Genomic DNA, 14,327 nt, shown 5'->3' on the forward strand with positions numbered 1-14,327 from the left:
GTGGAGGGTGGGGTCGAGAGGGGTGAGACAGGCGGACGTGCGGCGGTGAGCGACGGGGGGACGTGGGACCGCTGGAGAGAGGGCGTCGACGGGACCCCGAGTCAGAGCGCCCAGGTGCGCAGGCGACCGCACATGCCGTAGCGCGGCGGACCGGAGCGCGCCTGCGTCGAGGCGGTCGCGGCGTCACACAGGTGCGGCGCGGCGCCGGCCGCGAGCGCGACGAGCGCGCCGGCGGTGCGGTCTGCCGAGGCCCGGACCGTCGAGTCCCACGTCAGCTGCCACCCGGGGACCTTGTGTCGGACGAGCCGGGCTGCAGCGTTATAGAGCTCGCCCATGGGGACGTCGGGCCCCTCGGCGAGGACCCGCTCGCGCAGCACCGTGAAGCCCTCGACGGCGAGGTCTCGGCGAGCACGCGCCGCGTCGGCGGTCACCGTGTCCGCGGTCACCGTGTCCGCAGTCAACGTTCCCGTGGCCGCGGAGCCAGTCGTCGCGGCATCGCTCGACGCGACCGTGGCGATGGCGCCCGGTGGCAGCGCGGGCAGCGCGGGCAGCGTCGCTGCGGCTGCGTAGCGCTCTGCGTCGGCGAGGACGTCGGCGGGGAAGGTCATGACGGCGTCGCCGGCCTCGGGCAGACCGGCGTTGGACATCACGACGAGGATCTCGAGGTCTCCGTCGTTGACGAGCCTGTGCACCACACCGGGCTGGAACCAGAGCAGCGTACCGGCGATGAGCGGGTGCTCGGCGTACCCGTCCGGGCCGAGGGTCTGGACGGACCCTGCGCCCGAAAGGACCACGTAGCCCTCGTCGGAGGCCAGGTGCAGGTGCGGCGTGCCACCCCCGACGAGACCGGCTCCGTCGGTCGTCGGCCAGTCGTAGACGCTCAGCCGCGAGACGCTCGTCCCGCCGGGGAAGGGGTGCGTCATCCGCGCCGTCCGGCGAGCGAGCCGCGGCTGGCCAGCGCAGCGCTGCCGATCTGGGCGAGGGCCGCGCCGCCCTCGGCGTCGGCCCCGCCGTCGGCGATGACGACCGCGTAGCGGAAGGTCAACGACTCCTCGGGGGCGAAGGGGATCTCCTCGCTGAAGGCCGGGGCTGCGCAGACACAGGCGAACCACTCGTTGCGCGCGAACCACTCGGGGTCCAGGCCCGGCGACGACGGACCCCGCGGGTTGTCGGAGGAGTCGACCATGACCAGCGTCGACCTCCGGGCGCTCTCGTCGTGCGTGCCCGTGAAGCCGACCCACGGCGCGCGCTGCCCGCGGATCTCCTCGCCGCCTGCGAAGCCCGGGGCGAGGATCGTGCCGCCGGTGAAAGACCGTGGCCCGCGCCAGAACAGCCCGCCGTAGCCGGCATTCTCCCGACCGTTGGTCGTCGGGCTGCCGATGGGCAGCGGACCGCTCGAGATGTTGGTCATGGTCGTCTGGAAGGTGAGCACCCAGGCGGGGCCGGGTGCGGCCTCTGACGGGACGGTGTCCGCCTCGGCGGGTGCAGACGTCGCGAGCTCGGGGGCCTCGGGGACCGATGCTGCAGGGTCGGCGAGCGACACCGTGAAGCTCCGCACCTCTTTGACCACACGCTCCCCGGCCTGCGTCACCCAGACGAGCGACTCGGTCACGCTGACGCCGTCGTCGTCGGCGCGCTCGGCCGTGAATCCCTCGTGGACCATCGACCCGTCGTTGTCGAGCTGCACGTAGTCCTGGCCGCGGACGTAGGTCGGCCCACCCCAGAAGTTGTGCGGGCCGACGTTCGGCAGCGACCACGCGATGCCCTTGTGCCACACGTGGTCGTGCGGGCGGAACAGGCTGACGAGGTCGCCGCCCACCGTGCGCAGCGGGTGGAAGTACGGCCGGGGCGACTCGAGCTGCACGTCGGTCGGCCTGTACACGTAGCGGAGCAGGTCGACAGGCTCGCCTCCGCCCGGGTTGGCGGCGAGCCTGACGGTGAGCGCTGCGCCGTCGTCGGACAGGGTGAGGCGGGTCATCGGGTCTCCTCGGACGGGGTGCGTGCTGTGCTCGGGGCGACCGGGGCAGGAGTCCCGGTCGCGTCGGGGCTGCTGTCCAGGTCAGGGCTGGTGCGGGCACCGACGCCCGCAGTCTCTCGCGCCCACGGGGCACCCGTCCCCTCCATGCTCGCCATGAAGGGGTGGTCGGCGTCGATGTCGCCGCGCCGGACCGGCTGCCCTGTGAAGGCCGAGGCGTAGAGCGCGGCGACGAGCTCGACGGTGAGGCGCGCGTCGGTCGCTGTGACGGGCGGGGCCTGCCCGGCGTCGAGGGCGTCGACGATCGCCGCGAGCTGGGACGAGTGGCTCGACACCGCCGAGCCCGGGTCGCTCACCCAGAGTGCCGCGAGCTCTTCGTGGCCCGGTGCCGGGGTGAGGCTCCAGCTGTCGTCGGTGTAGCCGTAGAGGTGCTCGAGGTCGACGGTGGCGTGCTCCAGGTCGAAGCGCAGCTGGGAGGTCTGGCGGGGCGAGACCACCGAGTTGACGATGCTCGCGAGCGCGCCGTTCTCGAACCGCACGAGGGCCATCGACACGTCTTCGGTGTCGGTCTCGCGGGACTGGCGCCCGGCGAGGGCGGTGACCTCGGACCACGGGCCGAGCGTGGCGAGCAGCAGGTCGAACTGGTGGATGCCGTGGCCCATCGTGGGGCCGCCGCCCTCGGTGTCCCAGCGGCCTCGCCACGGTGCGGCGAAGTACTCGGCGTCGCGGTACCAGAGCGTGTGGCAGACCGCCACGAGAGGCCGGCCGAGCGGTGCCGCAGGGTCGTCGAGGAGCGCCTTGAGCCGCAGCGCGCCCGAGCCGAAACGGTGCTGGAAGACGACGCTCACGTGCGCGCCGGTCTGCCCCTCGAGGGCGATGAGCTCGTCGAGCTCGGCGAGGGACAGCGTCGGCGGCTTCTCGAGGAGGACGTCGACCCCTGCGCGGAGCACCTGGGCCGCGAGGGCGAAGTGCGACTGGGGCGGGGTGCACACGTGCACGAGGTCGAGCGGGGTCCCCGCGGCAGCGGTCTCGGCGAGGACCTGCGCGAGGTCGGTCGAGGCTGTCGGTCGGGTGCCCGCGCCCGCGGTCGGCCCCCAGGTCTGGGCGAAGTCCTCGGCGCGACTCAGGTCGACGTCGACGGCGTGCGTGAGGACGAGGCGTCCGGCGGTGTCGGCGATCGCCTGGGCGTGGGCGTTCGCGATGCCGCCGGTCCCGACGATCGCGGCTGTGTAGGTGCGGGTGGCTGTGTAGGTGCGGGTCATGCGGTCGCTCCTGCGGGGTCGAGGGAGGGTGCGGGGGGCGGGACCGAGATGCTCACACCCAGCCCGAGGTCGGCGACGTCGACGGGCTGACCGCTGACGAGCGAGGCGTTGCCGCTGATGCCGACCGCGACGGCGCGCACACCGTCGAGGTACCCGGCCGCGCGGCCGAGCGGGTCGTGACGCGGCCCCTCGACAGGGGCGCGGAACACGTCCTGCAGCAAGATCGCGTCACCGCCGCCGTGGCCGCCGATCCCGGCGGGGATCGGCACCTCGCGTGCCCGTCGCCAGTGCTTCTGCACCACGAGCCTGTCGCCGAAGGGGCGGACGTCGTCCCCCTCCCACGCGCCAGGGTTCGCGCTCGGGTCGAGGATCGACCGGCCGCGCTCGTCGAGCTCGACCGAGCCGCGCTCGACCACCTCGAGCTCGGCGCGCCCCTTCGTGCCGTTGACGCTCACGCGGTAGCCCTCCCACGGCCCGTGGGCGTTGAGGGAGTAGGTGAGGGTCGCGCCGCGCTCATAGTCGACGAGCAGCGCGAGGTTGTCCTCGATGGTGATCCCTGCCGAGAACACGTCCTGGTCGCGCACGTACCCGTCGTGGTGCTCGGCGTCGAGGTAGAGGGCCTTGAGGCGCTCGTCGGCACGGAGGTCGAGGGCCCACCGGTCACCCGCGCGCCCTTCCCAGCCGCGGGTGCCGTCGGCGCTGCCGGTGCCGCGCGCAGGGCGGGGCGGCAGGCCCGCTGCCGCGTCGCGCTCGGCCATCTCCCGGGCGACGGGCGAGGTGTCGCCGTAGACCTTGAGGCCGCCGCGTGCGTAGACGCGGGTCGGGGCGTCGGCGATCCACCAGCTGACGAGGTCGAAGTGGTGGCTGGACTTGTGGACCAGCAGCCCGCCCGAGACGTCCTTGAGGCGGTGCCAGCGGCGGAAGTAGTCGGCGCCGTGGACGGAGTCGAGAACCCACTCGAAGTGGACCGAGGTGACCTCGCCGATCTCCCCCGAGGCGATCACGCGGCGCAGCTCGCTGTTGCGCGGCGCGTAGCGGTAGTTGAAGGTCATGACGACCGAGCGGCCGGTCTCGGCGACGGCGTCGGTGATGGTGCGGCAGCCCTGGGCCGTGGTGGTCAGCGGCTTCTCGACGACGACGTCCGCCCCGGCCCGCAGCGCGCGGGCGACGAGGTCGGCGTGGGTCGCGTCGGGGGTCGTGACGATCAGGGTGTCGACGTGCTCGGCGGTGATCATCTGCTCGAGGTCGGCCGGGGCGTAGGTGGGGACGCCCGGGCGTCCGCGCTCGGCCGCGAGGTCTGTGTACACGGCGGCGCGGCCTCGGTTGGGCTCGCAGAAGGCGACGAGCTCGGCGACGTCGGCGTGGTCCCCGAGGATCGCGTCGACGTACATGTGGCTGCGGTGCCCCAGCCCTGCGACGGCGTAGCGGCGGCGGGTGGACGGGTTCTGGGAGGTCACGGACTCAGGCTCCAGGCGCATCTCGACGGTGAACTGCGGGGAGGTGTCGTCGTCGACACCGGTTGAATCGTTCCAAGCCTAGCCCGACGAGCGCGCTCCGGGAAGCGCTCTCCGCCTCGGCCGTCGACTGGCGTGATGGGAGGCTCCAAGCCGCACCCCCGGTGCCGAAGTCGCACCCCAAGCAGCGAGGTCGTACTGACACGCCAGATTCCACCTCGCCCAGGCCAGAACCGTCGTGTCCGTGCGACCTCGAGGTCGCGAACACGACCTCGAGGGGAGAGAGACCGTCGTCAGGCGGGTGTCGTCCGATCGGAACGTTCCGATCTCGCGCCGGATCGGGTACGGTCGACCCACACCCCTCCCCCATCGGGGACATTGCCAACGGAGGTAGTACAACGATGGAAAACGACGCAGCGACCACAGCGTCCGGCGCCAGCGCCACCCCCCAGCCCGTCGCCGCGACAGTGTCGCTGCACCCCGACTTCCTCGTCGGCGAGATCGACCGCCGCCTCTTCGGCTCCTTCGTCGAGCACCTCGGCCGCGCCGTGTACACGGGCATCTACGAGCCGACGCACGCGACCGCAGACGAGCACGGCTTCCGCCGCGACGTCGCGGACCTCACCAAGGAGCTCGGGGTCAGCATGGTCCGCTACCCCGGCGGCAACTTCGTGTCCAACTACGTGTGGGAGGACGCCGTCGGCCCCGTCGAGGACCGCAAGCCCTTCATCGACCTCGCCTGGCGCACGATCGAGCCCAACACCGTCGGCACCGACGAGTTCCTCCAGTGGGCCGAGCGCGAGGGCATCGAGCCGATGATGGCCGTCAACCTCGGGACCCGCGGCGTGGCCGAGGCCGCTGCCCTCGTCGAGTACTGCAACGGCGAGGCCGGCAGCCGCTGGGCCGACCTGCGCATCGCCAACGGCCGCGCGGAGCCCTACAACGTCAAGCTGTGGTGCCTCGGCAACGAGATGGACGGACCGTGGCAGATCGGCCACAAGGACGCCCACGAGTACGGCAAGCTCGCCGCCGAGGCCGGCAAGGCCATGCAGCTCGTCGACACCAGCATCAAGCTCGTCGTCTGCGGCTCGTCGTCGATGGGCATGCCCACCTTCGGCGAGTGGGAGCGCACCGTGCTCTCGTACACCTACGACATCGTCGACCACATCTCGATGCACGCGTACTACGAAGAGCGGAACGGCGACCGCGCGAGCTTCCTCGGCTCCGCGACGGGCATGGACAGGTTCATCGACCGTGTCGTCGCCTCGGCCGACGCCGTGGGCGCCGAGCGCCGCTCGGACAAGAAGATCACCATCTCCTTCGACGAGTGGAACGTCTGGTACCTCGACACCCGCTTCCCGGGCGAGAAGAACCTGCCGATCCAGCGCGACGCCCCGCGCATCATCGAAGACGTCTACTCGGCCCTCGACGCCGTGGTCGTCGGCGACCTGCTCATCACGCTGCTCAACCACGCCGACCGCGTGCCGGTCGCAGCGCTCGCGCAGCTCGTCAACGTCATCGCGCCGATCATGACCGAGCCCGGCGGTGACGCCTGGCGCCAGACGACCTTCCACCCCTTCGCGAACACCGCACGTCTCGCCCAGGGGTCGGTCCTCGACCTGCGCGTCTCCTCCCCCACCACGACGACCAAGGAGCACGGCGAGGTCCCCCTCGTCACCGCCGCCGCCACGTGGGACGAGTCCGGCGAGCACGGCACCGCAGGCGCGCTGTCCTTCTTCCTCGTCAACCGCTCCGCGGAGCCGGCGACCGTCACCGTCCGCACAGCGGGCCTCGACGTGAGCGTCGACGGCGGCCTCGAGCTGCTCGCCGACCACGTCGGCATGCGCGAGGGCAAGGAAGAGGCCGAGAAGGTCGGCACGGTCGACCGCGAGGCCCCGGCCGTCGAGGGCGGGACCGTGACCTTCACGCTCGCCCCCGAGAGCTGGTCCGCCTGGCACGGGACCGCGAAGCGCGCCTGAGCCAGCTCGCACAGACAGGTAGCAGACGGCCCTCGGCCCCGGTGAGAACCGGCGGTCTGGGGGCCGTCTGACGTGCGGGAAACCGCACGCCCTCCACCAACCTGACCGTTCTGGTCATACTCCCCACCTCCCCGCCGATAGGGCGACAAGCCCGGCACCGGGCCGCAACCGGGAGTCCAGGGGGACCAGATGTCCAGCACCACCCTCGCCGTCCGACCGACCGGGGTCGAGCGTGTCCTGGCCGACGACCAGCTGATCGTCAGCAAGACCGATCTCAAGGGCCGTCTCACCTACACCAACGACGTGTTCCTCACGATCTCCGCGATCGAGGAGCAGGACGCGATCGGCCGCCCGCACAACCTCATCCGGCACCCGAGCATGCCGCGCGGCATCTTCCGCCTCCTCTGGGACACCCTGCGCTCGGGCGACGAGCTCTTCGCCTACGTGCAGAACCTCGCGCTCGACGGCGCCCACTACTGGGTCTTCGCCCACGTCACCCCCTCCCGCGACGCCCAGGGCCGGGTCGTCGGCTACCACTCGACCCGCCGCGCCGTGAGCGCGCGGGCCCGCGCCGAGGTCGAGCGCCTCTACGGGCAGATGCTCCAGGTCGAGGCCCAGCACCCGGGCCGCGGGGCCGACGAGGCCTCGCTCGCCTGGTTGCAGGACCTGTTGACCGAGCAGGGTCAGACGTACAGCGAGTGGCTGTGGAGTGTCGCGGGCGGTGCCCGATGATCTGGGGTGGCGCGCGCCGCCGGGCGGCCGAGCTCGAGGCCGAGGTCGCCGCCTGCCGGGCAGCCCTCGACGCCATCTCCGAGGCGGCCCGCGCGGGTGCCCGGGGCGACATGGAACGCCGGGTCGCCGCGGTCCCCGAGGCCGAGGCCTACGGCTTCGCGGAGGTCCGCGACGACGTCAACAGGTTCTTCGACGTCACCGACGCCTTCATCCGCGAGGCCGGGGCCGCGCTCGCAGCGGCCGGCACGGGTCGCTTCGAGCGTGAGCTCATGCTCGTCGGTCTCTCCGGCGCGTTCCGCTCGCAGGCCGTCACCATCAACGAGGCACGCCTGACGATGGCCGAGGACGCTGCTCGCCTGACCGCTGGCGACACCGCTCGCGGCGCCCTGGTCGAGGACTTCGAGCGCGACGTCCTGCACGTGTCCCAGGCCGTCGGCGAGTCGGCGCGCAGCATGGCCGGGACTGTCGACGCGCTCCAGGGCGTGACGGCGACCGTCGTGCAGCGCGCGGGCGAGGCGCGGGACGCCGTGGCGCGGCTCGGGGAGTCCTCCGAGACCATCCGTCAGGTCATCGGGCTCATCACCGACGTCGCGCGCCAGACGCGGCTGCTCGCGCTCAACGCCGCGATCGAGGCGGCCCGGGTCGGTGCAGCCGGCAAGGGTTTCGCCGTCGTCGCCGACGAGGTCGGCCGGCTCGCCGACGAGACCGCGAGCGCGAGCACCCGCGTCGAGGAGCAGCTTGGCGCCTCGCAGCAGGTCATCACCGAGGTGTCGGGGGCCCTGGGCAAGATCGACGAGAGCGTCGACGCCATGCGCGACGGCGTCACGCTGCTCACCGAGCGGATCTCGACGGGTTCCGACACCGACCAGGCCCTCACCGACGCCGCGGTCCACCTCGAGTCCTCGGTCGCCGAGTTCCTCACCGTCCTGCGCGGGTAGGCGGCTGCCTGGGAACCTGTCCACGGGCCACACATGGGATCTGGACGTCCGGCAGGGCACCGACCTAGCCTCGGCAGACAGCCGCTCTCCTGGACCTCGGACCCCGCGCACCGAGAGGATCATGGGTTGTACCATGAATGAGTACCACTAGAAGAGGTGAACCCATGTCGATCTCCGCGAGCGAAGCACGCAGGACGCTGTTCCCGCTCATCGAGCAGGTCAACGAAGACCAGGTCGCCGTGGAGATCGTCTCTCGCCACGGCAACGCCGTCCTCATGCCCGCAGACGAGTACGCCGCGTGGAAAGAGACCGCCTACCTGTTCCGCTCGCCGGCGAACGCTCGTCGCCTCCTCGACGCGCACGAGCGCGCGCTCGACGGTCGCGCCGTGCCCCATGACCTCGACCGGGACTGAGGTCACCGTCGGTGCGGCTCGTCTGGGACGAGTCCGGCTGGGAAGACTACGTCCACTGGCAGACGGCTGACCGGAAGATCCTCAAGCGCATCAACGCGCTCGTCGACGCGTGCCTGCGCGACCCTCATCACGGGATCGGCAAGCCTGAACAGCTCAGGTACGGCGCGAGCGGCAGCTGGTCGCGCCGTATCACCGACGAGCACCGTCTCGTCTATCTCGTGCTCGACGACGACCTCGTCATCCTCCAGGCGCGGTACCACTACTGACCCCGAGCCGGTCGCGCAGACATCACCTCGCGCTCCTCTGCGTGACGCTCACCACCGCGGAGCCGACGAGTCCTCTCGGGGAGCGCCCTCGTCCGGACCGACCTAGAGTGGTCGCGACCGATCGGGGTGACCCGGACCGGTCGTGGACCACAGCCCGTCAAGACGTCGGCGAGCACGAGACGGGGCACCCCTGCCCCGACCGACGACAGCGGACCGGGGACGGCCCGCGCGAGGAGCGACGATGCCCGACACCGAGCGTCTCCGGCACAGCCGGTTCCGCACGGCTCCCGCGGCCTGCGCGATGGTCGCGGTCCTCACGGGGTGCAGCGGCGGCTTCCCCGCCGACCCCGACGGCACCCTCGAGACGGTGACCGGCGGCGTCCTGCGGGTCGGCGTCTCGTCGAACCCACCCTGGACCGAGACGGGTGAGGGGGCACCGACAGGGCTCGAGCCCGAGCTCGTCGAGGGCTTCGCCGAGTCGGTCGACGCCGAGGTCGAGTGGACCTCAGGCGGTGAAGAAGACCTCGTCGGCAGGCTCGAGAGGTCGGAGCTCGACCTCGTCGTCGGCGGCTTCACCGAGGCCTCGCCGTGGTCTGCCCAGGCAGCGCTCACCTACCCCTACACGACCGTCCCCGGGCCCGACGGCGCACCCGAGGCGCACGTCATGGCCGCGCCGATGGGCGAGAACGCCTTCCTCGTCGCGCTCGAGTCCTACCTCCTCGACCGTCAGGACGTGCAGCCGTGAGCGCCGCGTTCGGGCACACCGAGCTCCCCGACGAGCAGGCCGCCGCGCTGCGCCGCGCGAAGCGGCTCGCCTGGGTGACGATCGCCTTCCTCGTCGTGGGCGTCACCCTCGTCTACCTGGTGATGGGCAGCTCGCAGGCCATGAAGGCCGCGTGGGTCGAAGACCTGCTGTCCTTCATCCCGCCGATCTCGTTCCTCGTCGCGCTGCGCTACGCCCGCCGCCGCCCGACCGAGGAGCGCCCCTACGGGTTCCACAGGTCTGTCGGGGTCGGCCACCTGGTGGCGGGGACCTCGTTGTTCGCCATGGGCGCGTTCATGGTCTTCGACTCCGGCAGCGGGCTGCTCGCGGCCGAGCACCCGCCCGTCGGACTCATGGAGATCGCCGGTCACCCGGTGTGGGCCGGTTGGCCGATGATCGCCGCGATGGTGCTCACGGGCATCCCGCCGGTCCTCCTCGGCCGCGCCAAGATGCCGCTCGCCCGCACCCTCCACGACCGCGTGCTCTACGCCGACGCGGACATGAACAAGGCCGACTGGATGACGGCGCTGGGCAGCATCGTCGGGATCCTCGGCATCGGTGCAGGCCTGTGGTGGGCCGACTCTGCGGCAGCCCTGTTCATCTCGGCGAGCATCCTGCGCGACGGCATCACGAACCTGCGGGTCGCGACGTCGGCGCTCATGGACTCGCGGGCCTCGACCGTCGAGGGCGACGCACCGCACCCGCTCGTCGGTCAGATCGAAGAGCACCTCGCCGCGGTGCCCTGGGTCGCCGAGGCTGGCGTCCGGGTCCGCGACCTGGGTCACGTCTTCCACGTCGAGGCCTTCGTCGTGCCGCGCGGCGACGTGCCCGGGCTCGGCGACCTCCGCCGTGTCCGCGAGGACGTCGTCGCCCTCGACTGGAAGGTCCAAGACCTCGTGCTCGTCCCCGTCGAGCAGCTCCCGGCGGACATGCTCCCGGGTGTCGACACGGCCCACAGGCCGGCCGGGACCGACCACACGTGACCCCGGCACCCTCGCACGACCCCCTTCACCGTTCCACCGTCCCCTCCAGCAGAGAGCCGAGAACCATGACCGACCACGTCCAGGAGACGGACCAGAAGAACGAGCCGACAGCGCTCTCCCGCACCGTGAGCGGGAGGCTCCTCTACGTCTTCATCCTCGGAGACGTCCTCGGGGCCGGCGTCTACGCCCTCGTGGGCGTCATGGCCGGCGAGGTCGGCGGAGCCGTGTGGCTCCCGCTGCTCGTCGCCCTCGGCCTCGCCCTGCTCACCGCAGGGTCCTACGCGGAGCTCGTCACCAAGTACCCCCAGGCTGGCGGGGCAGCGGTCTTCGCCGAGCGCGCCTTCAAGACCCCGGCGATCTCCTTCCTCGTCGGCTACAGCATGCTCGCCGCCGGGGTGACGAGCGCAGCAGGTCTGGCGATCGCCTTCGCCGGTGACTACTTCACGACCTTCGTGTCGATGCCGACCAACGTCGCCGCCGTCGGGTTCTTGATCCTCGTCGCGCTGCTCAACATGCGCGGGATCAAGGAGTCGCTGCGCGCCAACGTCGCCATGACGGCCGTCGAGCTCTCCGGCCTGCTGCTCATCGTCGTGCTCGGCGCGATCGTGCTCGGCCGCGGCGACGGCGACCTGAGCCGCACCGTGCAGTTCACCGAGGGGACCACGCCCGCCCTCGCCGTCCTCGGGGCGGCGCTGCTCGCCTTCTACTCCTTCGTCGGCTTCGAGACGTCGGCGAACCTCGCCGAAGAGGTCGTCGACGTCCGCCGCACCTACCCGCGGGCGCTCTTCGCCTCGCTCGTCACCGCGGGCGTGGTCTACGTCCTCGTGGGCGTCGCCGCCGTGGCCGTCGTCGACCCGGAGACCCTCGCCGGGTCCACGGGCCCGCTCCTCGAGGTCGTGAACGCCGCTGACATCGTCCCCGAGCGGGTCTTCGCGGTGGTCGCGCTCATCGCTGTCGCCAACGGTGCGCTGCTGACGATGATCATGGCCAGCCGCCTCACCTACGGCATGGCCTCGCAGGGTCTGCTCCCGCCGGTCCTCGCGAAGGTCCTGCCCGGCCGCAAGACCCCGTGGGTCGCGATCGTCGTCACGACCCTCGTCGCGATCGCGCTGGTCTTCACCGGAGAGCTCCAGGTGCTCGCCGAGACCGTCGTGCTGCTGCTGCTCATCGTGTTCATCAGCACCAACGTCGCCGTGCTCGTGCTGCGCAAGGACACTGTCGAGCAGGACCACTTCAGGGTCGCGACAGTCGTCCCGGTGCTCGGCGTCATCAGCTGCATCGTGCTGCTCACCCAGCAGACCGCGGGCACGTGGCTGCGCGCCGGGATCTTGCTCGCCGTGGGCGCCGTGCTCTTCCTGGTGACCCGGCGGGCCAGCCGTCGGCCGGCCGAGCAGCAGGTCGCCGGGGCCTGAGGGCGCTCAGCCGCGTCCGACCAGCCCGCACTCGTAGGCGACGATGACCGCCTGGACCCTGTCCCGCAGCCCGAGCTTGGCCAGCATGTTGCCCACGTGCGTCTTGACCGTCGTGGTCGACAGCACCAGCTGCTCGGCGATCTCCGCGTTCGACAACCCCTCGGCGACGGCCCGCAGCACGTCGAGCTCGCGCGGCGTGAGGACGGCCAGCCGCGGGTCCACGTCGCTGGTGCCCGCCGCGTCGGCGCCGCTCGGCAGGTGCGGGGCGAAGAGGTCGAGCATCCGGCGGACCACGCGGGGCGCGACGACAGACTCGCCCGAGGCGATGGTGCGGATCGCGTCGGCGAGCTCTTCGGGCCGGGCGCTCTTGAGCAAGAACCCGCTCGCACCCGCCCGCAGCGCCGCGAAGGCGTACTCGTCGACGTCGAAGGTCGTCAGGACGAGCACCCTCGTGCCGGGGTGCTCCGCGACGACGCGGCGGGTCGCGGCGATCCCGTCGACCCCGGGCATCCGGATGTCCATGAGCACGACGTCGGGGGCGAGCGCGACGACCTGGTCGAGGGCGACGGCCCCGTCAGAGGCCTCCCCGACGACCTCGAGGTCGGGCTCGGAGTCGATCACCAGCCGCAACCCCATGCGGATGAGTGACTGGTCGTCGACGAGCAGGACCGTGGTCATCGTGCATCCTCCCCGGTCCAGGGCAGGACGACGTGCACCCGCCACCCACCCTCGGGGCGTGGCCCGGTGTCGACGCGTCCGCCGAGGAGCGCGGCGCGCTCGCGCATCCCGGGGACCCCGCGGCCGGACCCTCCACCGGCGCTCGGCCGGTCGCTGCCAGCATCCAGGACCTCGACCTCGACGGCGTCGGCCCTCCGGGTCAGCACGAGCTCGACCGACGGGGTGTCGGGTGCGTGCCGCAGGACGTTGGTCAGCGCCTCGGAGACGATCCGGACGAGCGCGAGCCGCAGCGCGGTGTCGTCTAGGAGGGGCTCGTCGAGACCTCGGACGCTGAGCGGCAGACCCGCCGCCCGGTACCTGTCGACGATCGACCGGAGCTCGGTCTCGGTCGGCTCTGTCGGCTCGGGCTGAGCGTCCCCTCCGTCGACCGGGTCGAGCGCACCGAGCACCCGCTGCATGTCGGCGAGCGCCGTCCGGCCCGTCCGGGACAGCTCCTGGAGCGCCTCGCGGGACCTGTCCGGGGCGCGGTCGAGGGCCGCGCCCGCGCCGTCCGAGAGCGCGATCATCACCGAGACGCTGTGCGCGACGATGTCGTGCATCTCGCGGGCGATCCGGGCGCGCTCGGAGGCACGGCCCAGGGCTGCGCTCGCCTCGCTGTCGCGTGCCCTCGCCTCGAGGCCGTCGATCTCGGCCTGCGCCTTGAGCCGACGTGCTCGGGACGTGGCGCCGGCGGCGACCCCGAGGAGCAGGAGCACCACGAGGAGGGCGACGGTCGCGGCACGCCGCCCGGAGGAGAACTCCGGCTCGATCAGCTGGTGGAAGGGCTCGGTGCCTGCGGGGCGCTGATAGGTGCCCCAGACGAACATCTCCCCCACGCCGATGACCTGCCACCGCCAGATCGCCGCCGTGAGCACCACGACCGCGGCGAGGAAGGCAGACCACGTGACGAGGGCAGGCCGGGTGCTCGCGACCGCGTACAGGGCCACCGCGACGCACAGCCCGAGGATGCCGAGGACCCCCTCGGCCGCGAGGGACACGAGGGAGAGCCCGACGAGGATCCCGACGGCCAGGAGCGGCCGGGTGCGCAGCGCGACGAGCACGAGCGCCCCGAGGACGGCGCCGCCGACCCAGGTCTGGGGGACGGTCTGCAGCCTGTCGGTGCCCTCGGGGAACATCCCGAGGGCGACGATGCCCTGGACCGTCGAGTGGGCGAGGGCGGAGGTGACCACCCCGAGGAGCACGACGAGGGCTCCGAGCACGGTCTGGACGATCCACCGGTGGTGCCCGTCCCGGCGGCGCGGCGCCGGACCCGGGCGACGCCGGGTCGTCGCGGCCGGGGGTGCCGCGTAGCCAGCACCGGGGAGCGGTGCTGCGGGGCTCGTGGCAGGCATGGCGTCTACTCTCTCACCACCCAGGTGGTCCCGGGGGCTCAGTGGTCGGGGCGGTACCGCGTGTGGGGGTGCGGGCTGGGC

The 14,327-nt window shown here is 72.2% G+C and carries 14 protein-coding genes; 8 read left to right on the top strand and 6 right to left on the bottom strand.

The genetic code is table 11. From position 1 onward, the window contains the following. Positions 1–101 precede the first annotated feature (101 nt). From HZZ10_RS17945 to HZZ10_RS17960, 4 genes are read right to left on the bottom strand one after another with little or no spacing between them, the layout of a single operon-like run. A complete protein-coding gene (locus tag HZZ10_RS17945; RefSeq protein ID WP_179914556.1) occupies positions 102–923 on the bottom strand; it encodes a cupin domain-containing protein in 822 nt (273 codons plus the stop codon). Beyond that, on the bottom strand, positions 920–1,978 hold the full coding sequence (locus tag HZZ10_RS17950; RefSeq protein ID WP_179914557.1) for a DUF6807 domain-containing protein: 1,059 nt from the start codon (positions 1,976–1,978) through the stop codon (positions 920–922). The genes HZZ10_RS17945 and HZZ10_RS17950 overlap by 4 nt, the downstream gene beginning before the upstream one ends. Continuing rightward, complete coding sequence (locus HZZ10_RS17955; protein WP_228087796.1) at positions 1,975–3,237, bottom strand: Gfo/Idh/MocA family protein; 1,263 nt, start codon at positions 3,235–3,237, stop codon at positions 1,975–1,977. Before HZZ10_RS17955 ends, HZZ10_RS17950 begins: the two co-directional genes overlap by 4 nt. Continuing rightward, on the bottom strand, positions 3,234–4,715 hold the full coding sequence (locus HZZ10_RS17960) for a Gfo/Idh/MocA family protein (RefSeq protein ID WP_218928931.1): 1,482 nt from the start codon (positions 4,713–4,715) through the stop codon (positions 3,234–3,236). Before HZZ10_RS17960 ends, HZZ10_RS17955 begins: the two co-directional genes overlap by 4 nt. 377 nt (positions 4,716–5,092) lie before the next feature. Here HZZ10_RS17960 and arfA point away from each other — a divergent pair, with 377 nt between their 5' ends. From arfA to HZZ10_RS18000, 8 genes are all read left to right on the top strand, one after another. Beyond that, positions 5,093–6,670, top strand: a complete 1,578-nt coding sequence (gene arfA, locus HZZ10_RS17965) for an arabinosylfuranosidase ArfA (RefSeq protein ID WP_179914559.1) — start codon at positions 5,093–5,095, stop codon at positions 6,668–6,670. Positions 6,671–6,859: 189 nt separating this feature from the next. After that, the gene (locus HZZ10_RS17970) at positions 6,860–7,402 is read left to right on the top strand and encodes a PAS domain-containing protein (protein WP_179914560.1); all 543 of its coding nucleotides are present in this window, start codon (positions 6,860–6,862) and stop codon (positions 7,400–7,402) included. After that, complete coding sequence (locus tag HZZ10_RS17975) at positions 7,399–8,340, top strand: methyl-accepting chemotaxis protein (RefSeq protein WP_056135997.1); 942 nt, start codon at positions 7,399–7,401, stop codon at positions 8,338–8,340. The genes HZZ10_RS17970 and HZZ10_RS17975 overlap by 4 nt, the downstream gene beginning before the upstream one ends. 164 nt (positions 8,341–8,504) lie before the next feature. Then, the gene (locus HZZ10_RS17980) at positions 8,505–8,753 is read left to right on the top strand and encodes a type II toxin-antitoxin system Phd/YefM family antitoxin (RefSeq protein WP_056135994.1); all 249 of its coding nucleotides are present in this window, start codon (positions 8,505–8,507) and stop codon (positions 8,751–8,753) included. 11 nt (positions 8,754–8,764) lie between these two features. After that, a complete protein-coding gene (locus HZZ10_RS17985; protein WP_179914561.1) occupies positions 8,765–9,019 on the top strand; it encodes a Txe/YoeB family addiction module toxin in 255 nt (84 codons plus the stop codon). 241 nt (positions 9,020–9,260) lie between these two features. Beyond that, positions 9,261–9,764, top strand: a complete 504-nt coding sequence (locus HZZ10_RS17990) for a transporter substrate-binding domain-containing protein (protein WP_228087798.1) — start codon at positions 9,261–9,263, stop codon at positions 9,762–9,764. Beyond that, positions 9,761–10,765 (top strand): cation diffusion facilitator family transporter, encoded by a 1,005-nt coding sequence (locus HZZ10_RS17995; RefSeq protein WP_179914562.1) that lies wholly within the window; start codon positions 9,761–9,763, stop codon positions 10,763–10,765. The genes HZZ10_RS17990 and HZZ10_RS17995 overlap by 4 nt, the downstream gene beginning before the upstream one ends. A gap of 65 nt (positions 10,766–10,830) precedes the next feature. After that, positions 10,831–12,177 (top strand): APC family permease, encoded by a 1,347-nt coding sequence (locus HZZ10_RS18000; protein ID WP_179914563.1) that lies wholly within the window; start codon positions 10,831–10,833, stop codon positions 12,175–12,177. A gap of 6 nt (positions 12,178–12,183) precedes the next feature. Here HZZ10_RS18000 and HZZ10_RS18005 read toward each other — a convergent pair whose 3' ends face one another. Next, positions 12,184–12,855 (bottom strand): response regulator, encoded by a 672-nt coding sequence (locus HZZ10_RS18005; RefSeq protein ID WP_056135983.1) that lies wholly within the window; start codon positions 12,853–12,855, stop codon positions 12,184–12,186. Beyond that, a complete protein-coding gene (locus HZZ10_RS18010; protein WP_179914564.1) occupies positions 12,852–14,246 on the bottom strand; it encodes a sensor histidine kinase in 1,395 nt (464 codons plus the stop codon). Before HZZ10_RS18010 ends, HZZ10_RS18005 begins: the two co-directional genes overlap by 4 nt. Positions 14,247–14,327 lie beyond the last annotated feature (81 nt).

Source organism: Sanguibacter inulinus (assembly GCF_013415325.1).
Classification (GTDB): domain Bacteria; phylum Actinomycetota; class Actinomycetes; order Actinomycetales; family Cellulomonadaceae; genus Sanguibacter; species Sanguibacter inulinus.

Bases quoted from the DNA above. Each gene is read 5' to 3' on its own strand.
- HZZ10_RS17980 (WP_056135994.1), top strand. From the start codon at position 8,505: ATGTCGATCTCCGCGAGCGAAGCACGCAGGACGCTGTTCCCGCTCATC.
- HZZ10_RS17960 (WP_218928931.1), bottom strand. From the start codon at position 4,715: ATGCGCCTGGAGCCTGAGTCCGTGACCTCCCAGAACCCGTCCACCCGC.
- HZZ10_RS17970 (WP_179914560.1), top strand. From the start codon at position 6,860: ATGTCCAGCACCACCCTCGCCGTCCGACCGACCGGGGTCGAGCGTGTC.
- HZZ10_RS17955 (WP_228087796.1), bottom strand. From the start codon at position 3,237: ATGACCCGCACCTACACAGCCACCCGCACCTACACAGCCGCGATCGTC.
- arfA (WP_179914559.1), top strand. From the start codon at position 5,093: ATGGAAAACGACGCAGCGACCACAGCGTCCGGCGCCAGCGCCACCCCC.
- HZZ10_RS17945 (WP_179914556.1), bottom strand. From the start codon at position 923: ATGACGCACCCCTTCCCCGGCGGGACGAGCGTCTCGCGGCTGAGCGTC.
- HZZ10_RS18005 (WP_056135983.1), bottom strand. From the start codon at position 12,855: ATGACCACGGTCCTGCTCGTCGACGACCAGTCACTCATCCGCATGGGG.
- HZZ10_RS18000 (WP_179914563.1), top strand. From the start codon at position 10,831: ATGACCGACCACGTCCAGGAGACGGACCAGAAGAACGAGCCGACAGCG.
- HZZ10_RS17975 (WP_056135997.1), top strand. From the start codon at position 7,399: ATGATCTGGGGTGGCGCGCGCCGCCGGGCGGCCGAGCTCGAGGCCGAG.
- HZZ10_RS17950 (WP_179914557.1), bottom strand. From the start codon at position 1,978: ATGACCCGCCTCACCCTGTCCGACGACGGCGCAGCGCTCACCGTCAGG.
- HZZ10_RS18010 (WP_179914564.1), bottom strand. From the start codon at position 14,246: ATGCCTGCCACGAGCCCCGCAGCACCGCTCCCCGGTGCTGGCTACGCG.
- HZZ10_RS17990 (WP_228087798.1), top strand. From the start codon at position 9,261: ATGCCCGACACCGAGCGTCTCCGGCACAGCCGGTTCCGCACGGCTCCC.